General features: G+C 58.8%; 18 protein-coding genes and 1 other RNA gene. 7 read left to right on the top strand and 12 right to left on the bottom strand.

The window, feature by feature from the left end; genetic code table 11:
• Positions 1 to 41: 41 nt before the first annotated feature.
• Complete coding sequence (locus tag Q9451_RS11095; protein WP_345960919.1) at positions 42 to 722, bottom strand: hypothetical protein; 681 nt, start codon at positions 720 to 722, stop codon at positions 42 to 44.
• Between the two features lie 677 nt (positions 723 to 1,399).
• On the opposite strand from Q9451_RS11095, the gene Q9451_RS11090 reads away from it, so the two are divergent.
• From Q9451_RS11090 to Q9451_RS11075, 4 genes are all read left to right on the top strand, one after another.
• A complete protein-coding gene (locus Q9451_RS11090; RefSeq protein ID WP_003465068.1) occupies positions 1,400 to 3,079 on the top strand; it encodes a DDE-type integrase/transposase/recombinase in 1,680 nt (559 codons plus the stop codon).
• Positions 3,080 to 3,081: 2 nt separating this feature from the next.
• The gene (locus Q9451_RS11085; protein ID WP_003465065.1) at positions 3,082 to 3,990 is read left to right on the top strand and encodes a TniB family NTP-binding protein; all 909 of its coding nucleotides are present in this window, start codon (positions 3,082 to 3,084) and stop codon (positions 3,988 to 3,990) included.
• Positions 3,987 to 5,204: a TniQ family protein gene (locus Q9451_RS11080; protein ID WP_054471483.1), complete on the top strand. Its 1,218-nt coding sequence runs from the start codon at positions 3,987 to 3,989 to the stop codon at positions 5,202 to 5,204. The genes Q9451_RS11085 and Q9451_RS11080 overlap by 4 nt, the downstream gene beginning before the upstream one ends.
• A 61-nt stretch (positions 5,205 to 5,265) precedes the next feature.
• Positions 5,266 to 5,889, top strand: a complete 624-nt coding sequence (locus Q9451_RS11075; protein WP_003155741.1) for a recombinase family protein — start codon at positions 5,266 to 5,268, stop codon at positions 5,887 to 5,889.
• Positions 5,890 to 6,051: 162 nt separating this feature from the next.
• On the opposite strand, the gene Q9451_RS11070 is transcribed toward Q9451_RS11075, so the two are convergent.
• The 4 genes from Q9451_RS11070 to Q9451_RS11055 form a co-directional block, all read right to left on the bottom strand.
• Positions 6,052 to 6,606, bottom strand: coding sequence for an aminoglycoside N-acetyltransferase AAC(6')-Ib3 (locus tag Q9451_RS11070; RefSeq protein ID WP_032488579.1), 555 nt, complete (start codon positions 6,604 to 6,606; stop codon positions 6,052 to 6,054).
• Positions 6,607 to 6,637: 31 nt separating this feature from the next.
• The gene (locus Q9451_RS11065) at positions 6,638 to 7,438 is read right to left on the bottom strand and encodes an oxacillin-hydrolyzing class D beta-lactamase OXA-10 (protein WP_000846390.1); all 801 of its coding nucleotides are present in this window, start codon (positions 7,436 to 7,438) and stop codon (positions 6,638 to 6,640) included.
• A gap of 34 nt (positions 7,439 to 7,472) precedes the next feature.
• Positions 7,473 to 8,264 (bottom strand): ANT(3'')-Ia family aminoglycoside nucleotidyltransferase AadA2, encoded by a 792-nt coding sequence (locus Q9451_RS11060; RefSeq protein ID WP_001261740.1) that lies wholly within the window; start codon positions 8,262 to 8,264, stop codon positions 7,473 to 7,475.
• 87 nt (positions 8,265 to 8,351) lie between these two features.
• Positions 8,352 to 9,152 (bottom strand): subclass B1 metallo-beta-lactamase VIM-2, encoded by an 801-nt coding sequence (locus tag Q9451_RS11055; RefSeq protein ID WP_003108247.1) that lies wholly within the window; start codon positions 9,150 to 9,152, stop codon positions 8,352 to 8,354.
• Positions 9,153 to 9,318: 166 nt separating this feature from the next.
• Here Q9451_RS11055 and intI1 point away from each other — a divergent pair, with 166 nt between their 5' ends.
• The 3 genes from intI1 (at position 9,319) to Q9451_RS11040 (ending at position 11,430) form a co-directional block, all read left to right on the top strand.
• The gene (gene intI1 / locus Q9451_RS11050) at positions 9,319 to 10,332 is read left to right on the top strand and encodes a class 1 integron integrase IntI1 (RefSeq protein ID WP_000845048.1); all 1,014 of its coding nucleotides are present in this window, start codon (positions 9,319 to 9,321) and stop codon (positions 10,330 to 10,332) included.
• Between the two features lie 291 nt (positions 10,333 to 10,623).
• Positions 10,624 to 11,175, top strand: coding sequence for a recombinase family protein (locus tag Q9451_RS11045; RefSeq protein WP_345960918.1), 552 nt, complete (start codon positions 10,624 to 10,626; stop codon positions 11,173 to 11,175).
• A gap of 45 nt (positions 11,176 to 11,220) precedes the next feature.
• Entirely contained in the window at positions 11,221 to 11,430 is a 210-nt protein-coding gene (locus tag Q9451_RS11040) for a hypothetical protein (protein WP_225521637.1), read from the top strand.
• A gap of 182 nt (positions 11,431 to 11,612) precedes the next feature.
• Here Q9451_RS11040 and Q9451_RS11035 read toward each other — a convergent pair whose 3' ends face one another.
• The 7 genes from Q9451_RS11035 to Q9451_RS11005 all read right to left on the bottom strand — a co-directional run bounded on the left by Q9451_RS11035 (position 11,613) and on the right by Q9451_RS11005 (position 22,188).
• Positions 11,613 to 12,599 carry a hypothetical protein gene (locus Q9451_RS11035; protein WP_345960917.1) on the bottom strand — a complete coding sequence of 329 codons (987 nt, stop codon included), beginning with the start codon at positions 12,597 to 12,599 and terminating at the stop codon, positions 11,613 to 11,615.
• 280 nt (positions 12,600 to 12,879) lie between these two features.
• A complete protein-coding gene (locus Q9451_RS11030) occupies positions 12,880 to 13,962 on the bottom strand; it encodes a type I restriction endonuclease (protein ID WP_054881419.1) in 1,083 nt (360 codons plus the stop codon).
• 274 nt (positions 13,963 to 14,236) lie between these two features.
• An RNA gene (gene ffs, locus Q9451_RS11025) (signal recognition particle sRNA small type) lies at positions 14,237 to 14,333 on the bottom strand.
• 177 nt (positions 14,334 to 14,510) lie between these two features.
• On the bottom strand, positions 14,511 to 16,841 hold the full coding sequence (gene ligA, locus Q9451_RS11020) for an NAD-dependent DNA ligase LigA (protein WP_345960916.1): 2,331 nt from the start codon (positions 16,839 to 16,841) through the stop codon (positions 14,511 to 14,513).
• A 99-nt stretch (positions 16,842 to 16,940) separates the two neighbouring features.
• A complete protein-coding gene (zipA, locus tag Q9451_RS11015) occupies positions 16,941 to 17,831 on the bottom strand; it encodes a cell division protein ZipA (RefSeq protein WP_012273423.1) in 891 nt (296 codons plus the stop codon).
• A gap of 205 nt (positions 17,832 to 18,036) precedes the next feature.
• Positions 18,037 to 21,525, bottom strand: coding sequence for a chromosome segregation protein SMC (smc, locus tag Q9451_RS11010; RefSeq protein ID WP_345960915.1), 3,489 nt, complete (start codon positions 21,523 to 21,525; stop codon positions 18,037 to 18,039).
• Positions 21,526 to 21,528: 3 nt separating this feature from the next.
• The gene (locus Q9451_RS11005) at positions 21,529 to 22,188 is read right to left on the bottom strand and encodes a GntR family transcriptional regulator (RefSeq protein ID WP_012273425.1); all 660 of its coding nucleotides are present in this window, start codon (positions 22,186 to 22,188) and stop codon (positions 21,529 to 21,531) included.
• Positions 22,189 to 22,222 lie beyond the last annotated feature (34 nt).

The following is a 22,222-nucleotide window of genomic DNA, read 5'->3' as shown; positions in this document are numbered from 1 at the left end:
CTCCTTGTAGCTCATTTTAAACTTTCCAGAGAGTTGCAACGCTAAATACCGTATCGTTTATTGCCGCCAGAGGTTATGCAGTATCGACCACCTCTAGGCCCGTAGCACACATTACCGCCCGCACATGAACAGCCCCCGCCACCCTCGAAGCCCCCTCCCTGCCGCTGCTCCCGCTCATAGGCTCTCTGCTGAGCCCTCCTGTGCTCAGCAGCTTTAACTGCAACACGAGCCTGAACACTAGCCTTCTTCTTAAGCTCAGCGAATTGCTCAGAGTATTGAGCGGTAGCAAGAGCATGAAGGGCTTCAAAGTTCTCAACTGCCTCTTTTACTCGAACCTTCGGACTATTCAACTCATAACGCTTGCTCTCAGCAATCGCCAACTCAGCACCGGCACGAAGGTATGGATCTCGATCATTAGTTGTGCGAACAACCTCATGAGCCATGGCCTCATAATCCACCGAAGGCTGAGAAGAGTAGAAGCCTAGCATGTGCTTGCCATCATCAATCATTTTCCTCAACGGCGCCTCCAATGATCGCAGAGATGCAATGGCGGTACGCACCTCGCTTTCAGATGTATTTGGGTTGCCATTGACGACCTCATTAACGTAGCGGCTCGTAGCTAATTGCAGCAGCGACACCCTGGAATTGACCAAAGGCTTAGCGTCATACGCTGACTGGCTGTAGGCCTGAGGCGTGGCTGAATCTAGGTAAACAAACAGCATACCTCCCCCGCTAGCGTAGCTTCCCAACCTCACTACTTCTGACGAAGGATTGCGGTAAGACACTGGCGCATTTGTCTGACCTCGCTTCATCGCTAGCTGTCTGCGGACTTCGCTGTCTACAAAAGACGAGCAAGTCCTAACCGTCGCTTTCGCTGATGAACAGCCCCTCGCGTCTAGGTCGCTGAGATCGCAAGCTCTATCACTGTATTGGGGCTTGCACATAATCAAGTAATTCTGACTCTGACAGCCGGCAAGGAGTGACGTCATGATAAAGCCAGTTAGCAGTAATCGAAGCATTAAACTCCCCCACCATGGGATTCAAGCAAGATGGCAGTTCGCCAATGGTTTTAGTTTTATACAAGATCCGCGCTGAGGCTGCGAGGTGTTCTCCCCGATATCCCGCCGAATCGGGGTTACCAGACAGCCGCCTGCGGGTCGGACCTCGCTAAGCCCCACAGGAGGAGCAGACCTAACCTAGCTTTGTAGTCATTGGACTCTACTTCAGCGATCACAAGTTCATGAATACAGCACATGTGTCGTTTTCAGAAGACGACCGCACCATCTGACTGGATGTAACGCCTGGTGTGCATACGGCTCCTGACAGCCCAATATCAGGAGTCGTCTGCACCAATCTCGACTATGCTCAATACTCGTGTGCACCAAAGCGAGGTTTGGGCATGACATCAGACACTCCACCGATTGCCGCGCAAGGCGTGGCCACCCTGCCCGACGAGGCATGGGCGCAAGCCCGGCACCGGACGGAAATCATCGGGCCACTGGCAGCGCTTGAGGTGGTCGGGCATGAAGCCGCCGATGAGGCAGCCCAAGCGCTGGGCCTGTCCCGGCGACAGGTATATGTCCTGATCCGTCGCGCCCGGCAGGGTACTGGCCTGGTAACAGACCTGACGCCCGGCCGATCCGGCGGCGGCAAAGGCAAGGGGCGCTTGCCGGAACCGGTCGAGCGCATCATCCGCGAGCTGCTGCAAAAGCGCTTCCTGACCAAGCAGAAACGCAGCCTGGCGGCGTTCCACCGCGAAGTCGCGCAGGCGTGCAAAACCCAGAAGCTGCCGGTGCCGGCGCGCAACACCGTGGCCCAGCGGATTGCCGGACTACACCCGGCGAAAATAGCCCGCAGCCGGGGCGGGCAGGACGCTGCCCGTCCCTTGCAAGGCGCGGGTGGCATTCCGCCCGAAGTCACCATGCCGCTGGAACAGGTGCAGATCGACCACACCGTCATCGACCTGATCGTGGTCGACGAGCGCGACCGGCAACCGATTGGCCGCCCATATTTGACCCTCGCCATCGACGTGTTCACGCGCTGCGTACTCGGCATGGTGGTCACGCTGGAAGCGCCGTCCGCCGTCTCGGTCGGCCTATGCCTCGCGCATGCCGCCTGCGACAAGCGGCCCTGGCTGGAAGGGCTGAATGTGGAAATGGACTGGCCGATGAGCGGCAAGCCCAGGCTGCTCTATCTGGACAACGCGGCCGAGTTCAAAAGCGAAGCGCTGCGCCGTGGCTGCGAACAGCATGGCATCCGGCTGGACTATCGCCCACCAGGCCAGCCGCACTACGGCGGCATCGTGGAACGGATCATCGGCACGGCGATGCAGATGATCCACGACGAATTACCGGGGACGACCTTCTCCAATCCCGGCCAGCGCGGCGAGTACGATTCCGAGAAGATGGCCACCCTGACGCTGCGCGAGCTGGAGCGCTGGCTCGCGTTGGCGGTAGGCACCTATCACGGCTCCGTGCACAACGGCCTGCTCCAGCCGCCGGCCGCGCGCTGGGCCGAGGCCGTGGAGCGCGTTGGCGTCCCGGCCGTCGTTACCCGCCCCACCGCGTTTTTGGTCGATTTCCTGCCGGTGATCCGCCGCACCCTGACCCGCACCGGCTTTGTCATCGACCACATCCACTACTACGCCGACGCCCTCAAGCCGTGGATTGCCCGGCGCGAGCGCTTGCCCGCCTTCCTGATCCGGCGCGATCCGCGCGACATCAGCCGCATCTGGGTACTGGAACCGGAAGGTCAGCACTATCTGGAGATCCACTACCGCACCTTGTCCCATCCGGCCGTCACCCTCTGGGAACAACGCCAGGCGCTGGCCAAATTGCGTCAGCTCGGGCGCGAGCAGGTGGACGAGTCGGCGCTGTTCCGCATGATCGGGCAGATGCGCGAGATCGTGACCACCGCCCAGAAGGCCACGCGCAAGGCGCGGCGCGACGCTGATCGCCGCCAGCACCTCAAGACGTCGGAGCCACCGGCCAAGCCCATACCGCCGGATGTGGACATGGCTGACCCGCAGGCAGACAACCTGCCGCCGGCCAAACCGTTCGATCAGATCGAGGAGTGGTAGCCGTGGACGAATATCCCGTCATTGACCTGTCCCACCTGCTGCCAGCGGCACAGGGTTTGGCCAGGCTGCCGGCAGACGAGCGCATCCAGCGCATTCGCGCCGACCGCTGGATCGGCTACCCGCGCGCGGTCGAGGCGCTGAACCGGCTGGAAACTCTGTATGCGTGGCCGAACAAGCAACGCATGCCAAACCTGCTGCTGGTCGGCCCCACCAACAACGGCAAGTCGATGATCGTCGAGAAATTCCGGCGGGCGCACCCGGTCGGCACCGACGCTGACCAAGAACATATCCCGGTGCTGGTCGTGCAGATGCCGTCAGAGCCATCGGTGATCCGCTTCTATGTCGCGCTGCTGGCTGCGATGGGCGCGCCGCTGCGCCCGCGCCCACGGCTGCCGGAAATGGAGCAACTGGCGCTGGCCCTGCTGCGCAAGGTCGGCGTGCGCATGCTGGTGATCGACGAACTGCACAATGTACTGGCTGGCAACAGCGTTAACCGGCGCGAGTTCCTCAACCTGCTGCGCTTCCTCGGCAACGAGCTGCGTATCCCCCTGGTCGGGGTCGGCACGCGCGAGGCGTACCTGGCCATCCGTTCGGACGATCAGTTGGAAAACCGCTTCGAGCCGATGCTGCTGCCGCCGTGGGAGGCCAATGAGGACTGCTGCTCGCTGCTGGCCAGCTTCGCGGCGTCACTCCCGCTACGGCGGCCATCCCCGATTGCCACGCTGGACATGGCCCGCTACCTGCTCACCCGGAGCGAAGGCACCATCGGCGAGCTTGCACATCTGCTGGTGGCGGCGGCCGTCGCCGCCGTGGAGAGTGGCGAGGAAGCGATCAACCACCGCACGCTCAGCATGGCCGACTACATCGGCCCCAGTGAGCGGCGGCGACAGTTCGAGCGGGAACTGATGTGAAGTCCGCGCCGCGCTGGCCGCTGCATCCGGCACCCAAGGAAGGCGAAGCCCTGTCCTCATGGCTCAACCGGGTCGCCGCCTGCTACCAGATGGACGTGCACGAGCTGCTGGCCCACGATCTTGGTCACAGCCAACTTGATGACCTGGATACCGCACCATCCTTGTCGTTGCTGACGGCGCTCTGCCAGCGCAGTGGCGTCGAGCTGGAGCGGTTGCGCAGCATGAGTCTTGCAGGCTGGGTGCCGTGGCTGCTCGACAGTCTCGACGATTCGGTACCAGCAGCCTTGGAAACCTATACATTCCAATGCGCGGTGCTCCTGCCCAAGCGCACCCGCAAGGTGCGGTCCATCACTCGCTGGCGTGCCTGGCTACCGAGCCAGACGATTCGCCGGGCGTGTCCGCAGTGTCTGAACGATCCAACGAATCAAGCTGTGCTACTCGTCTGGCAGCTCCCCTTGATGCTGAGCTGCCCGCAGCATGGCTGCTGGCTGGAGTCCTACTGGGGCATGCACGGCCGGTATCTTCAGTGGGAAATCGCCGATGCTGCGCCGCGCCCTGCCGATGACGCAATCGCCTGCATGGACCGGCGCACCTGGCAGGCGCTGACGACGGGTTTTGTGGAGCTGCCGCGTCGGCGTGTCCACGCCGGCTTGTGGTTCCGGCTGCTGCGCACCCTGCTTGATGAGCTGAACACGCCGCTCTCGCACTGCGGCAGTTGCTCGGCGAGCATCCGCCATGTCTGGGAGCGCTGCGGCCATCCGCTGCGCGCCGGGCAGAGTCTGTGGCGTCCCTACGAGATTCTGGCCCCGGCGGTGCAGTGGCAGATGCTGGAGGCGGCGGCCACCGCCATCACGCTGATCGAGTCAAAGGCGCTGATCCCGCGCGGGGAACAGGCCGCGCTGTTTCAGACGGAGCCGCACACTGGTTTCACCAACGGCCTGCCGGCGAAGGTGCCGAAGCCGGAACCCATCAACCACTGGCAACGAGCAGCCCAGGCCATCGATGAGGCCATCATTGAAGCGCGACACAACCCGGAGACGGCCCGCTTGCTGTTCACACTGGCGTCCTACGGGCGACGCGACCCCGAATCCCTGGAACGTTTGCGCGCCACGTTCACCAAGGAGGGCATCCCGCCGGAGTTTTTGTCACATTACGAGCCTGAATGGCCGTTTGCAGGTCTTAGACTAAATGACGGGTTAAGTGACAGTTTTTGACGGCGAGAACTTTCTGGCTCACACTGTCACATAATCGAACGTATACGTGACGGGTGAAAAGGTGCTGATCGGCTACATGCGGGTATCGAAGGCGGACGGATCCCAGTCCACCAATTTGCAACGCGATGCGCTCATCGCCGCTGGTGTGAGCCTTGCGCACCTTTACGAGGATCTGGCCTCGGGCAGGCGCGATGATCGCCCAGGGTTGGCTGCTTGCCTGAAGGCGCTTCGTGAAGGGGACACGCTGATCGTGTGGAAGCTCGATCGGCTTGGCCGTGATCTGCGCCACCTGATCAACACCGTGCACGACCTAACTGCGCGTAGCGTGGGCCTGAAGGTCCTGACCGGTCACGGTGCGGCGGTCGACACGACGACTGCCGCCGGCAAGCTTGTGTTCGGTATTTTTGCCGCGCTGGCCGAGTTCGAGCGTGAGTTGATTTCCGAGCGAACAGTCGCTGGACTTATCTCGGCGCGCGCTCGCGGCAGGAAAGGGGGGCGCCCCTTCAAGATGACCGCCGCCAAGCTACGCCTGGCGATGGCCAGCATGGGGCAACCGGAAACCAAGGTGGGCGATCTCTGCGAAGAACTCGGGATTACCCGGCAGACGCTCTACCGGCACGTGTCGCCCAAGGGCGAACTGCGGCCAGACGGCGTAAAGCTGCTCTCCCTCGGTTCAGCCGCATAAATGGAGGCGACCTGGAACGGGGCGCTGTTCAGTGCGGCAACGATCCGATTACCGGTGTCGACCCAGAGCAGCCGTAGAGCTTTTGGGAAAGCTGTCGTTCAACGTTTGACATGAGGGGCGGCCAAGGGCGCCAGCCCTTGGACGTCCCCCTCGATGGAAGGGTTAGGCATCACTGCGTGTTCGCTCGAATGCCTGGCGTGTTTGAACCATGTACACGGCTGGACCATCTGGGGTGGTTACGGTACCTTGCCTCTCAAACCCCGCTTTCTCGTAGCATCGGATCGCTCGCAAGTTGCTCGGCGACGGGTCCGTTTGGATCTTGGTGACCTCGGGATCATTGAACAGCAACTCAACCAGAGCTCGAACCAGCTTGGTTCCCAAGCCTTTGCCCAGTTGTGATGCATTCGCCAGTAACTGGTCTATTCCGCGTACTCCTGGATCGGTTTCTTCTTCCCACCATCCGTCCCCGCTTCCAAGAGCAACGTACGACTGGGCATACCCAATCGGCTCTCCATTCAGCATTGCAATGTATGGAGTGACGGACTCTTGCGCTAAAACGCTTGGCAAGTACTGTTCCTGTACGTCAGCAAGTGTCGGGCGTGCTTCTTCTCCGCCCCACCACTCGACGATATGAGATCGATTTAGCCACTCATAGAGCATCGCAAGGTCATGCTCAGTCATGAGGCGCAGTGTGACGGAATCGTTGCTGTTGGTCACGATGCTGTACTTTGTGATGCCTAACTTTGTTTTAGCCACCAATGATGCCCTCACTTTCCATGATTTTGGTGGGAATGGATTTTCTTAGCGGCAACTTACTTTCGTTGTCTATATCCATGTTAAAGGCGAAAAAGTAAACCTCTGTCTCCTTCTCAACCCACCCAACCCACCATGCGACACCAGGATTTGACTCAGTTCCCACACCAGAAAAACCAGTTTTTGAATGCACTAGATATTCAGGTGCCGCCTCCGTTACCAAAGCCTCTTTTACTATTAGCTGGTTTTCTTTAGATGCTGACAATTTATTTAAATATAGAGACTCTAGAAACTCCACTTGATTAACTGCGGAAATTCTAAGCTGGCCTTCCAACCAGAATTTGTCAATGCCACCACTGATATTCTGGTTGCCATAGGAAAATTTTTTAAGGTATTTCTGCATTCTTACTTCGCCAACTTCTCTGGCGATTTGTTGAAATACGGGAACAGCTGAAACTTGTATTGCCCCTCTTAAGGTCAAGTCTCTTTCCCATTGCTTCATGGCTCTTGGCTTTCCGTCCCATTTGAAAACCTGATGCTCATTCTTTATGACACCAGTTTCTAGGCCGATAATTGCGTTGGGGATCTTAAATGTTGATGCTGGAAGATATTCCTTTGATGCACGAGCTAAGTCATTGGTAGCGCAGGATTTACTGCTACTTTTACAAAGCACGAAGACACCATTGACGGCTTCGGCAGAGAACTCTTTGTTCCAAGACGTATTTTCTGTAATTGAACCAGCTAATGCCGTACTCGAAAGACACGCGATAATTACATATGCGGCAAATGTTTTCATGGCACCTTCTTGGTGGCTAACTTTGTTTTAGACATCATTTACCAACTGACTTGATGATCTCGCCTTTCACAAAGCGAATAAATTCTTCCAAGTGATCTGCGCGTGAGGCCAAGTGATCTTCTTTTTGTCCCAGATAAGCTTGCTTAGCTTCAAGTAAGACGGGCTGATACTGGGCAGGTAGGCGTTTTATTGCCCAGTCGGCAGCGACATCCTTCGGCGCGATTTTGCCGGTTATTGCGCTGTACCAAATGCGGGACAACGTAAGCACTACATTTCGCTCATCGCCGGCCCAGTCGGGCTGCGAGTTCCATAGCTTCAAGGTTTCCCTCAGCGCCTCGAATAGATCCTGTTCAGGAACCGGGTCAAAGAATTCCTCCGCTGCCGGACCTACCAAGGCAACGCTATGTTCTCTTGCTTTTGTAAGCAGGATAGCTAGATCAATGTCGATCATGGCTGGCTCGAAGATACCCGCAAGAATGTCATTGCGCTGCCATTCTCCAAATTGCAGCTCGCGCTTAGCCGGATAACGCCACGGGATGATGTCGTCATGCACGACAAGGGTGACTTCTATAGCGCGGAGCGTCTCGCTCTCGCCAGGGAAAGCCGAAGCCTCCATAAGGTCATTGAGCAATGCTCGCCGCGTCGTTTCATCAAGCTTTACGGCCACAGTAACCAACAAATCAATATCGCTGTATGGCTTCAGGCCGCCATCCACTGCGGAGCCGTACAAATGCACGGCCAGCAACGTTGATTCCAGATGGCGCTCAATGACGCTTAGCACCTCTGATAGTTGGTTCGAAATTTCGATGGTCACCGCTACCCTCATGATGTCTAACGCCGAAGTTCAGCCGCCAGAACGGAGCGCAGCGGAGTGATGGTCGGCTGCAACTTCATGTTATGCCGCATCTGCCTGCTACTCAACGACTGAGCGATTTGTGTGCGCTTTTACAACATTCGTTGTGTGCTTGAGCAAGTCTAGACCGCCCGGCAGGCCGTGCCCCGGAATGACGAACTGTGCTTCCGGGTAGTGTTGTTGAATCCGCTCAATGGAGGTGGGCCATTCAGCCAGATCGGCATCGGCCACGTTCCCCGCAGACGTGCGTGACAACTCATAAATCGCACAACCACCATAGAGCACACTCGCAGACGGGACGTACACAACTAAGTTGTCGGTCGAATGCGCAGCACCAGGATAGAAGAGTTCTACTGGACCGAAGCGCACTGCGTCCCCGCTCGATGAGAGTCCTTCTAGAGAGTGCGTGGGAATCTCGTTCCCCTCTACCTCGGCTAGCCGGCGTGTCGACGGTGATGCGTACGTTGCCACCCCAGCCGCCCGAAGGACATCAACGCCGCCGACGCGGTCGTCATGAAAGTGCGTGGAGACTGCACGCGTTACAGGAAGTCCAATTTGCTTCTCAATCTCCGCGAGAAGTGCCGCTGTGTTTTTCGCACCCCACGCTGTATCAATCAAAAGCAACTCATCACCATCACGGACAATGAGACCATTGGACGGGTAGACTGCGCCATCAAACGACTGCGTTGCGATATGCGACCAAACACCATCGGCAATCTGGTAAAGCCGGACCTCCCCGACCGGAATTTCGCTGACTGTCGGATACTCACCGCTAGAATCTACGGAAAAAGCGAGCGGACTCGCAATAGCCATGATAGACGCGGTCAAATAGACCAATAACTTACTCAAAAGTTTGAACATCAAAACTCCATGGGGGTGAGTGCGGCATAACTTTGTTTTAGGGCGACTGCCCTGCTGCGTAACATCGTTGCTGCTCCATAACATCAAACATCGACCCACGGCGTAACGCGCTTGCTGCTTGGATGCCCGAGGCATAGACTGTACAAAAAAACAGTCATAACAAGCCATGAAAACCGCCACTGCGCCGTTACCACCGCTGCGTTCGGTCAAGGTTCTGGACCAGTTGCGTGAGCGCATACGCTACTTGCATTACAGTTTACGAACCGAACAGGCTTATGTCCACTGGGTTCGTGCCTTCATCCGTTTCCACGGTGTGCGTCACCCGGCAACCTTGGGCAGCAGCGAAGTCGAGGCATTTCTGTCCTGGCTGGCGAACGAGCGCAAGGTTTCGGTCTCCACGCATCGTCAGGCATTGGCGGCCTTGCTGTTCTTCTACGGCAAGGTGCTGTGCACGGATCTGCCCTGGCTTCAGGAGATCGGAAGACCTCGGCCGTCGCGGCGCTTGCCGGTGGTGCTGACCCCGGATGAAGTGGTTCGCATCCTCGGTTTTCTGGAAGGCGAGCATCGTTTGTTCGCCCAGCTTCTGTATGGAACGGGCATGCGGATCAGTGAGGGTTTGCAACTGCGGGTCAAGGATCTGGATTTCGATCACGGCACGATCATCGTGCGGGAGGGCAAGGGCTCCAAGGATCGGGCCTTGATGTTACCCGAGAGCTTGGCACCCAGCCTGCGCGAGCAGCTGTCGCGTGCACGGGCATGGTGGCTGAAGGACCAGGCCGAGGGCCGCAGCGGCGTTGCGCTTCCCGACGCCCTTGAGCGGAAGTATCCGCGCGCCGGGCATTCCTGGCCGTGGTTCTGGGTTTTTGCGCAGCACACGCATTCGACCGATCCACGGAGCGGTGTCGTGCGTCGCCATCACATGTATGACCAGACCTTTCAGCGCGCCTTCAAACGTGCCGTAGAACAAGCAGGCATCACGAAGCCCGCCACACCGCACACCCTCCGCCACTCGTTCGCGACGGCCTTGCTCCGCAGCGGTTACGACATTCGAACCGTGCAGGATCTGCTCGGCCATTCCGACGTCTCTACGACGATGATTTACACGCATGTGCTGAAAGTTGGCGGTGCCGGAGTGCGCTCACCGCTTGATGCGCTGCCGCCCCTCACTAGTGAGAGGTAGGGCAGCGCAAGTCAATCCTGGCGGATTCACTACCCCTGCGCGAAGGCCATCGGTGCCGCATCGAACGGCCGGTTGCGGAAAGTCCTCCCTGCGTCCGCTGATGGCCGGCAGCAGCCCGTCGTTGCCTGATGGATCCAACCCCTCCGCTGCTATAGTGCAGTCGGCTTCTGACGTTCAGTGCAGCCGTCTTCTGAAAACGACAACATGCCCAAAAACCGTATTCATTAGACTTGATTTTAGTCATGAATACAGACACACTCACAGCATCTAGATCTAAATGAATACAGAGGCATGGATATGGCACGTGTTGGGTACATCCGCGTTAGTTCGGTAGATCAGAACGTAGATCGTCAGCTTGACGGCGTTGCCTTGGACAAGATCTTCACTGAGAAGCTGAGCGGTGCTACCACTGACCGACCTCAGCTTCAGGCGATGCTGGAATACGTGCGCGAGGGCGACACCATTCTGGTACACAGCATTGACAGGCTTGCTCGCTCCCTGGCGGATCTACTGAAGCTAGTGGAAGACCTAACCAAGCGGGGCGTCCATATATGCTTCAATAAAGAGCAGTTGGAGTTCACTGGCGAAGACAACCCGACCCAGCACCTGATGCTCTCGATGATGGGAGCTGTAGCTCAGTTTGAGCGAGCTATGATCAAGGAGCGTCAGCGAGAGGGCATCGCCAAGGCGAAACAGAGAGGTGCCTACAAAGGCCGCATTAAGACCGTTGATGACGTAGCCATACAATCCGCTGTGCGTGGCGGGCTATCGTTCCGCAAGGCCGCTGAGAGCCTTGGTGTAAGCCTGAGCACCGTGCAACGTGCCATGAAGGCCAGTGCATAATCTGGCTTTACTCAGATAATTGCGATCACTAGGTGGGCGAGGTGTATGGACGATGATAAGGCCGCTGCGATAGCGAACGCCCTTGAGGGGCTTCATCTTAACCAGATAGCCATCCGAGCTTCAGTGGAAGAGCTGAGTACATGGGTGAGGCAGAGGGGCAGCGTTAACATACACGACAATGTAATGGGGGCCCTTCAGACACTGGACACCAATGCTGATTCCATCACCTCAGCGATAGAACGGCTTCGATCATGATGGCGTTATGCTATATTTCAGAGAGAGGTTTGTGTGCCCCGCTTGCCATTAGCTACCGGGTCTAATCTCGACCCAGACTGATCGGCAGCATTGAATAACTGCCGATACCATATAGCTCAAATTGAATACCGGCACTAATCTAACCAGCACCTTAGAATAGAACGCATACTGCCAAACTGAGATTAGCGCTCATCCTGTCGCCGCCTATTCCCAACAACATGCATAAGGTAAGGTGTCAGCTCATGCATGAGCAAGCTGGAAAGCTTTTCGACATCCTGCTCAGTAAGAATGGCGCCCTCACCCACTCCAAGATTGCTGAATGCATATTGTACTGCCCTATCAATAGCTTGATCTCTTGCCGTTACGGCTGAGCGCTTCACCGCGTGACGTAGGATAAGGTCAAACGCACGCTCGATGCTACCATCCGGAATGCGCTCATAGTTGTACGAAGCCTGGATATCAGCCCTACCAAGAGCCAGGTCAAATTCTATATCTATTCTCTCGGAGCTTCTTGGATCAATGCAGTAACCAGCGTGCACAGGCGCCCCCGAATAGCTCTCAGCCAAGCATACAACCATGCGCCTCACGCCGAAGAACTCTATATATCCAAGCAACTGGCCATCCGTTCCTTGATTGCTCACTGCCACACAGTGAAGCGGAACCCCTTCCGGCCTATGCAGAATTAAATCACTCTCATACCAGTACCCGAAGCATGCTTCTGCTCCGTCCCCCGCCAAATACTGCTTAGCATTAGTACAATCTCTGGCTCCAACCCCGTTAACCGCAGCAAAGCAGAGTACAGATTTAACGAGCGAGCGCCCTGAGAGAGGACCACCAAACTCCAAGGAGAAATTCAGCGGGCTCCTTGAATACCTTGACTGCACTCTAGAGCTGGCAATCGCCGACTCCAAGTCAAAGTTAGGGTACTTTCGCTTAACACCCTTAAGTATCTTACGTGCCTCTTCAGAGCTACGAGCAACGAGCTCAATCCTCATCGCTCCAGATCCTTCTGGAGTTTGACTAAAACTAGCTCTAGCCGGGCTCATGCTACCATCCGCATGTAACAACAGTTGCTCACCATCGAGATTATCAACCGCGAGAGAAGGCAATACTCCACGCTCCCTCTTAACCCCAATCAACAGCCCCAGTGACTGAAGATCCTTGGCCAAGGCACTATCCCAAGCCTGCCCAGCACCATTATTGCACTTCACACAAAGCACATCGGATACTTTATAACGCCCACCAATAGCGTTAATTACAATGTGCTCTTCGGAGTCATTAGTTTCCGAGAGAGGACTATCACAAAGCACACACTCTTTCACTAACCCTCCTAAATCTACAAATCACAGCAGAGCAGGTAGGACCACTAAGCAAATTCCTACCACTTCAGACACCACCTTAACCGTGTCTAGGCCGTCATAACCATCGACACGGATACGGTAAGCAAACTCACTCATACAAGGAGATAGTACCCTTCAACTGCTCTGCAAAGCCGTATATCTCATCCAAAGAGGCGATAGGATGTCGAGTCTCATTCTTATCAGAATCAAATAGCCCAATGTACTTCTGACTCCGATTAAAGTGCAAGCGGCAAATTGGCTTGCGGTTATTATCATCAAGCAAGATCCCAAAGTAACTCTTTGTATCACGATGGACTATTCGCTTCGCATCAACAACCGCCCTCACGATTGCCTTAACCATATGAAAGCCTTCTAGCTCTTCCAACGTAGTCTGTATCTGCTCGTCAGCGGCACCTTCAGTAGACTCCACAGCTTGACTACTTTCGACCGCCTCCATCGCATAGGAAGGCTCGACAGCACCGCTCATGGCCGACTTCAGTCGGTCATTGATCTGATCCCCCAAGAACTGGATCGCAGCTTTACGGGTCAGGGTCGTAAACTGCTCCCTAACCTTCTGAGTAATGATCCCATCGTAGACCCGAGTAGCGAAGAACTTAACGAAGTCATCGCTTGGCTGACTGAATTGGGAAGCCATCTCTTTTTTAATCTGCCCAACGTACTTCAGCTCACCAGCGGCACTGATAATCGAGTCTACATCAAATGCGGACTTGGTTAGCTTTTGCAGCTCAGGGAGAGCGTGTTCATCTATATCTAGAAGATCCAGCTCCAAGAATGGCTTTTCATCCATCTTGTTAGGCGCATCAAGGTCGGTGAAGAACCGATATACCTGGCCGTTGGTAAGGATCGAGATACGAGCTGTGGTAACGTGGAAATACCGGAAGAGTTGGCTCGCGTGATTGATATGCAGCGGCTCGCCGATCTTCTTGCACTCGATAAGGATCTGAATCTCGCCGTTCTTCATTATGGCGTAGTCGATCTTCTCGCCCTTCTTCGTCCCCACGTCGCAGACGTACTCTGGGGTCACCTCCGAGGGGTCAAAGACGTCGTAGCCCAGAACGGAGTTGATGAAGGGCATGACAAAGGCAATTTTGGTTGCCTCTTCAGTTTGGATAGCAGGACCCTGCTGGCGGATTTTGGCTGATAACGCGTTCAGTCGCTCTACGAATTCCATCTCTAGCTCCTCGCTCAGATGCCACATCCTAGTAGCACAGCCACCGTACTGGCAATTGCAAATCACAGTGCGAGGCAGGGATAAACAGCCGCATGAGCAGATGACAGGATTGCGCCGGGATAGGCATAACCAGAGAAGGGTATTGGAGAGGCAAGATGACGAAGCTAGAATGCTCAGCACGGTGCACCACTTAGGTGTACTACGGCACTGGTCCACTTCGAGATCTTTAGCGAGGAAAGTCCTTTAAAATTAAGGACTTACGTAATGGAGGCGGCCCCACCAGCCACACCCCGGCACTCGATGTTCCCGCTATGGCTGCTCCCTTCCGGGCCTGACCAGGTTAACGGGTAATCAATGCGGGGGGACCGATGGGGCCACCACTACATGCCTCGCTGAGCAGCGAGTGGCGCCATTGTACCGGTCTTGAGGGCAGATACAACCTCTGTAGGCGAAAAAGTCATCATTTCTCAATGACTTGTCAGATCGTGGGACCGCAGTGCGGCCCGATCGCGACGCAAGGCCACGCCTACTGGGGATAGCGCAGGGCTCTAAACAACAATGCCCTGCTCGGCCAGGAATGTGACGAATGCATCTTCATCCAGCACCTTCACGCCCAGCTCGCTGGCCTTGGCCAGCTTGGAGCCCGCCCCCGGCCCTGCCACCACGCAATGGGTCTTGCCAGAAACCGAACCCGCCACCTTGGCCCCCAGGCTTTCCAGCTTGTCCTTGGCAATATCGCGGCTCATGCGTTCCAGCGTGCCGGTCAGCACCCAGGTCTGGCCTGCCAGCGGCAAGCCTTCGGCAACCTTCTTCTCGCAGCTCCAGTGCATGCCGAACGCCAGCAACTGCGCTTCGATGTCCCGCGCCAGTTTCTGGTTCGCTTCATCCTTGAAGAACTCACGCACAGCATCAGCCTGCTTGGCCGCCAGGGCCTGGCGCAGGTCGATGCCGTCGGCGGCGATGATCTTCTCCAGGCTGTCGAGCTTGGCCACCAGCTTCTCGGCACCGGTCGGGCCGACCGAGGCGATGTCGAGCTTGGCAATCATCCCAGCCAAGGTAGTACTGGCGGCGAACTCGGCAGCCAGTTCGCCTTCGTCCTGCAATTTCATGCCACTGGCCAGAAGTTGTTCAATGACCTTCTGGTTGTGCTCGTCTTCGAAGAAATTATGGATTTCGTAGGCCACCTCCAGGCCGATATCCGGCAAGTAGGTCAGCACTTGCGGCAGTGCCTGCTGCACACGCGCCAAGCTGCCCAGCGAGCGGGCCAGCACCTTGGCGGTCTCTTCGCCTACGTCGGGAATGCCCAACGCGTAGATGAACCGCGCCAGGCTCGGGCGCTTGCTGGCCTCAATGGCATCGAGCAACTTCTTGCTGGACACCTCGGCGAAGCCTTCAAGGCCAACGATCTGCTCGAACGCCAGTTTGTACAGATCAGCCGGCGAGCCGATCAGGCCTTCGTCCACCAACTGCTCGACACTCTTCTCGCCCAGGCCGTCGATGTCCATGGCCCGGCGCGACACATAGTGAATGATCGCCTGCTTGAGCTGGGCGCCACAGGCCAGGCGACCAACGCAGCGGTACACCGCGCCTTCGCTGGTGGTTTCCTTGCCCTTGCTGCGCTTTACCAGTTGGGTACGCTCGACTTGCGAGCCACACACCGGGCATGCGCTTGGCACTTCTACCGGACGGGCATCGTCGGGGCGACGCTCCAGCACCACCTGCATCACCTGCGGGATCACGTCACCGGCACGGCGGATGATCACCGTATCGCCAATGCGCAAGCCCAGCCGAGCGATTTCGTCCATGTTGTGCAGGGTGGCGTTGGACACGGTTACCCCGGCCACCTTGACCGGCTTCAGGCGTGCCACAGGCGTTACCGCACCGGTACGGCCAACCTGGAACTCGACGTCCAGCACCTCGGTCAGCTCTTCCATGGCTGGGAATTTGTGGGCAATCGCCCAGCGTGGCTCTCGGGCGCGGAAGCCCAGTTCGCGCTGGGCAGCCAGGTTGTTAACCTTGAATACCACACCGTCGATCTCATACTGCAGGCTGTTACGCCGCTCGCCAATGTCGCGGTAATAGGCCAGGCATTCTTCGATACCCGCCGCATGCCTGAGCTCGCGACTGATCGGCATGCCCCAGGCCTTGAGCTGTTCGAGGACACCGATATGGCTGTCGCCGATGCTCTCGGACACCTGGCCGACGCCATAGCAGCAGAACTCCAGCGGGCGGCTGGCGGTGATTTTCGAATCCAGCTGGCGCAGGCTACCGGCGGCAGCGTTGCGCGGGTTGGCGAAGGTCTTGCCGCCGGCTTCGGCCTGAGCGGCATTGAGCCGGTCGAAACCGGCCTTGCTCATATACACCTCGCCGCGCACTTCCAGCACTGCTGGCCAGCCCTCGCCCTGCAGTTTGAGCGGGATGTTGCGCACGGTGCGCACGTTGGCACTGATGTCTTCGCCGGTGGTACCGTCGCCACGGGTGGCGCCCTGCACCAACTGGCCATCGCGGTACAACAGGCTCACGGCCAAGCCATCGAGCTTGGGTTCACAGCTGTAGTCGACCGCACCGGGTTGGTCGAGGCCTTCAACCACGCGGCGGCCGAATTCGCGCAGGTCGGTTTCTTCAAAGGCGTTGCCCAGGCTGAGCATGGGCACTTCGTGGCGTACCTGGCTGAACGCAGACAAAGCCTCGCCACCGACGCGCTGGGTTGGCGAATCGGGGGTTACCAGGTGGGGGTGTTCAGCCTCCAACGCCTTGAGCTCGTTGAACAGGCGGTCGTATTCGGCATCGGGCACGCTGGGCTCGTCGAGCACGTAATAGCGATAGTTGTGCTGGTCGAGTTCGGCACGCAGTTCATGGATACGGGTTTCGGCGGTCATTTCTCAGGTTCTCTTGCAAAGCAAAAGAGCAGCCCTTGGCTGCTCTTGCGCTTGAAACAGGGTGGACAGCACCAGGCCAGGCCTGCCCACTTGGGCATATCAGCGCTTCTGGGTCAGCGCACGGCGCTCGAACTCGACGATACGCTGGCGATAATGCTCGATGGTCTGGGCCGTCAGCACGCTGCGCTGATCGTCCTTGAGCTCACCGTTCAGTTCGTGGGCCAGCTTGCGTGCGGCGGCCACCATCACATCGAAGGCCTGCTTCGGATGACGCGGGCCCGGCAGGCCGAGGAAGAAGCTCACCGCGCGGGTGCTGAAGTGGTCGATGTCGTCCAGGTCGAACACACCAGGCTTGACCGCGTTGGCCATGGAGAACAGCACTTCGCCGTGGCCGGCCATGCTCTCGTGACGATGGAAGATATCCATTTCGCCGAAGCGCAGGCCGCTTTCCAGAATGTTCTGCAGCAACGCCGGGCCCTTGAAGCCACCCTCGTCGCGGGAAATCACGCTGATCACCAGCACTTCTTCGGCTGGCGGCAAGTCCTTGACGCTGCTGCTGGCAGCCGGCGCAGCATTGCTGCGGGTGTTGTCGGCGGCAAAGTCGTCGTCGCTGTCGGCAAACAGGTCAGGCTCGCGTGGCTCGGCGCTCAGGTTAAGGTCGCCCTGCTGCACATCGGCAGCCGCGGCGCGCTTGCCGCGCTTGCTGGCCTTGGCCGGCTTGTGCTCGCGTTCTCGATCACGCGCAGAAGCGCTGAGCGACGGCAGGTCGCTTTCGTCCAGCTCAGGCTCCTTGTGGGTATCCAGCACCCGCGACGGGCCGAGCACTTCGGCACTGCCGCCTTCCTCGTCCGGCACATTGGAATAACTGCGATCCAGACGGAATTTCAACTTGCCTTTCCCGCCGCGCATGCGGCGCCAGCCGTCGAAAAGAATCCCGGCAATGACAATGATGCCGATGACGATCAGCCACTCGCGCAGACCGATTTCCATGTAATCCCGTGCCTCTATAAAAATATGCTTGAAAACAAAGGGTTCAAAGCCCTTTAACACGTGGCGCCAACTCTATGTTCTGACAGGCGTTTTACCCACGCAAAAAACGAGTGACATTAAGCTAGCACGACCAAAGACAACTTTACACCGTCTGTCGCACATGACGGGGGCATTTCGCTGCAGAAAATGCCTCCATCGTCGCGCATCAAGCGTCGACCATGGCCATGGCCGCCTCCACATCAACTGCAACAAGACGTGAACAACCGGGTTCATGCATGGTCACCCCCATCAATTGGTCCGCCATTTCCATGGCAATCTTGTTATGGGTGATGTAGATGAACTGCACGCTTTCACTCATTTCCTTGACCAGGCGCGCATAGCGCCCGACGTTGGCATCGTCCAGCGGCGCATCGACCTCGTCGAGCATGCAGAACGGTGCGGGGTTCAACTTGAAGATGGCAAACACCAGCGCCAAGGCGGTCAGTGCTTTCTCGCCGCCGGACAGCAGATGGATGGTGCTGTTCTTCTTGCCCGGTGGCCGCGCCATGATCGTCACCCCTGTATCGAGTAGATCTTCGCCCGTCAGTTCCAGATAAGCGCTGCCACCACCGAAAACTTTTGGGAAAAGTGCCTGTAATCCGGCATTTATCTGATCAAAGGTATCCTTGAAGCGGTTGCGGGTTTCCTTGTCGATTTTGCGAATGACGTTTTCCAGGGTCTCCAGCGCTTCGACCAGGTCGGCGTCCTGGGCGTCCAGGTAGCGTTTTCGCTCGGACTGCTGTTCATATTCTTCGATGGCCGCCAGGTTGATCGCCCCCAGGCGCTGGATGCGCGCTTCAAGCTGTTCCAACGTCTGTTCGGTACCCTGCTCGCTGGCCTCGGCCTCCAGGGTAGCGAGCACGCCTTGCAGGTCGTAGCCGTCGGCCAGCAGTTGCTCCTGCAGCGTCTTGCGTCGCACATCAAGGCCTTGGCACTCCAGGCGCAGCTGCTCCAGCTGGCCGCGCAGCAGCTGGGCCTGCTGCTCAGCCTGGGTGCGCCGTTTTTCGGCATCACGCAGCTCGCGGTCGGCTTCGTCCATGTGCAGGCGGGCCTGGCGCATTTCCTCGTCGACGCTCATGCGTCGTTCCAGTAACTCTTCGAGCTTCAGGCGCAGCTCTTCCTGCGGGGCCTCACCCTCCTCCAGGTTCAGGCTCAGTTGCTCCTGCCGCTCGGTCAAGCGCGCAGCCTGCTGTTCCAGGCGCTCCAGGGCCTGGCGGGTGGAATCGTGCTGGGCACGCAGCGACCCTAGACGCACCGCGAGCTGGTGGGCGTGATCCTTGTGCTGGCGAGCCTCCTGGCGCACCCGGTCGAGGCCTTCGCGCAGGGTGTCGCGGCGGGCCATCAACTGTTCGCGCTGCTCGGTGTCCTGGGCCATCAGCTCAAGGGCTTCTTGCAACAACAGGCGTGCTTCGCCCAGTTGCTCGTGCTCCAGGGCGCGCTGCTCTTCCAGTTCGCTCAGTTCTTCTTGCAGGCGCCGGCGGCGCAGCTCGACCTGCTCGGCACGCGCACGGCTGGCCGAAAGGTTGGCCTTCAGCTCGCCGTGCAGGCGGCTCTCTTCCTGGGTGCGGCGGCGCAACTGTTCGCGCTGCTCCTCCAGGCCCAACTGCTGCTCGCGCAGGGCCTGCAACTGTTGATCGAGCTGCTCCAGTGCTGCTTCCTGTTCCAGTTGTTCCTGGCCCAGGCGCTCGATTTCCTGGCCGCGCGCCAGCACGCCGCCTTCGGCTTCACCACCACGGCGCACCCGCAAGAAGTGCCGGCCAACCCAGTAGCCATCTCGGCTGACCAAACTATGCCCTTCGCCAAGCGATGCGCGCTGCGCCAGTGCCTGGGCAAGGTCTTCCACGGGCTTGACCTGGCCCAACCAGGGCGCCAGGTCGATACGGCCCTGGACCTTTTCCAGCAGGCTGCCCGGCAAAGGCAAGCTGTTGTCGCTGGCCAGCAGCAGGCGCAACTCGCCTTGCTCCAGGCCAGCAAAATCGAGGCGGTTGAAATCGTCTACCAGCACAGCCTGCAGATCGGCGCCGAGCACAGTCTCCACGGCCGTTTCCCAACCTGGCTCTACTCGCAATCCTTCGGCCAGCCGCGGCTGTTGCTCCAGCCCTTGGTCGTGCAGCCAGTGCGCAGCGCCTGTACCCGGCTCCAGAGCAGCCTGCTGCAAGGCTTCAAGGGAGGCCAGGCGCCCGCCCAGGCGCTGCAGGTCGCCCTGTGCCTGCTGCTGGGCCTGGGTGGCCTGCTGCAGTTGCTCGCGCGTGCCTTCCAGGCGCTCGACCACCTGCTCTTCGGACAGTTGCAATTCTTCCAGTAACATTTCGCTGCTGGCCAGTTGCTCGGCAAATTCGAGCATGGCCACATCCTGCGGCTCGCTACCCAGCTGCTCGCGCTCTTCGCCCAGCTTGCGCTGGCGCTCGGCCTGGCGCTCCAGGCTGGTTTCCAGCTGCTGCAGGCGCGTCTGCTGCACTTCAGCCTGGCGGCGCGGCTCGGCGGAACGGCTGTTGAAGCTGTCCCACTGTTCCTGCCAGCCGTGCATGCCCAGCTCGGCCTCCTCAAGCGCGGCAGCGGCCTCTTCGGCAGCGGCCAGGGTCATTTCCTGCTCGGGTTCGAGCATGGCCAGCTCTTCGCCCAAGGTGGCCAGCAGGATGCGGTCGTGGCCAAGGTGCGATTCGGTTTCCAGGCGGGTGCGTTCGGCCTCTTTGAAGTCGTCCTGCAACTGGCGCAAGCGCTGCTGGCCGTGCTGGATGCTCTGCTCGACCCGGGCGATGTCACCGGCCACCGAGTAGAAGCGGCCTTGCACCTGATTGAAGCGTTCGGACAATTCGTGATGGCCGTCACGCAGGCGTTCGATGCTCGCGTCGGCATTGCGCTGCTCGGCCACCAGCGCCTCGTGGGACACGCCCTGATCGCCGATCACCGACTCGCGCTGGCGTACCTGCTCGTCAAGGCCGCGCCAGCGCAAGGCCGCCAGGCACGCCTTCATCTGGCGCTCCTGGGCCTTGTACTCGCGGTACTTCTCGGCGGCCTGGGCCTGACGATGCAGCCGCTCCAGCTGGCGCTCGAGCTCTTCGCGCAAGTCGGTCAGGCGGGCCAGGTTTTCCTGGGTGCGGCGGATGCGGTTCTCGGTTTCGCGGCGGCGCTCCTTGTACTTGGAGATGCCGGCGGCTTCCTCGATGAAGTTGCGCAGCTCCTCGGGCTTGGCTTCGATCAGCTTGGAGATCATGCCCTGCTCGATGATCGAATAGCTGCGCGGCCCCAGGCCGGTACCGAGGAAGATGTCGGTAATGTCACGCCTTCGGCATTTGGTGCCGTTGAGGTAATAGCTGTTCTGCCCGTCGCGGGTCACCTTGCGCCGGATCGAGATCTCGGCGTAGGCAGCATATTCGCCAACCAGGGTAGTTTCGCTGTTGTCGAACACCAGCTCGATGCTCGCCTGGCTGACCGGTTTGCGGCCACTCGAGCCGTTGAAGATGACGTCGGTCATCGACTCGCCGCGCAGGTTCTTCGCCGAACTCTCGCCCATCACCCAGCGCACCGCGTCGATGATGTTGGACTTGCCGCAGCCGTTGGGGCCTACCACAGCCGCCATGTTGCTGGGGAAGTTGACCGTGGTCGGGTCGACGAACGACTTGAACCCGGCCAGACGAATGCACTTCAGGCGCATCGGTCAGCCTCGGGCCAGTGCCGCCAGCACCAGTTCGCAGCTGCGCTGGCCGTAGGCAGTGAGCACCTCGCGAATGCGCGGCAGGTCACGGGCGACCACGGCTTCGAGCAGCCGGGCGAACAGGTCGAGGTAGTCGATCATGTTGGCCTGTCGCTGGTCCAGCGACAGGTAGTAGGCACGGCTCATGGCCGGCTGCAGGTTTTCCACGGTTTCCTGCAGGAACGGGTTGTCGGCGAACGGATAGGCCGCGCGCATCACCGCAAAGCTGTCGGCGACGAAGGTCTTGATGTCGAGTTGGTCATGGGCACGCTGCAGGCGCTGCTGGATTTCCAGAAACGGGCGCAGGTCGGCTTCGGTGCGCCATTTTTGCGCAACCGCGTTACCCAGCAGGATGTAGAACTCGCCCATCAGCGAGCACAGGCTGCGCACGCTGCGCTCGTCCAGCTCGGTTACATGGGCACCCCGGCGCGGCAAGATGGCCACCAGGTGGCGGCGTTCGAGAATCAGCAGTGCTTCGCGCACCGACCCACGGCTGACGTTGAGCGCCTGGGTGACCTTCTGCTCCTGGATACGCTCGCCTGGCGCCAGCTCGCCGCGGATGATGCGTTCGGCCAGGTAATCGGCAATCTGCTCGGAGAGGCTGTCCGGGGCCTTGAACGTCATGGTTTTCCTTCAAAATCATTGAACTGGGCACAAG

This window comes from Pseudomonas sp. NY8896 (assembly GCF_039634505.1).
This window is presented reverse-complemented; position numbering and strand designations above follow the sequence as displayed.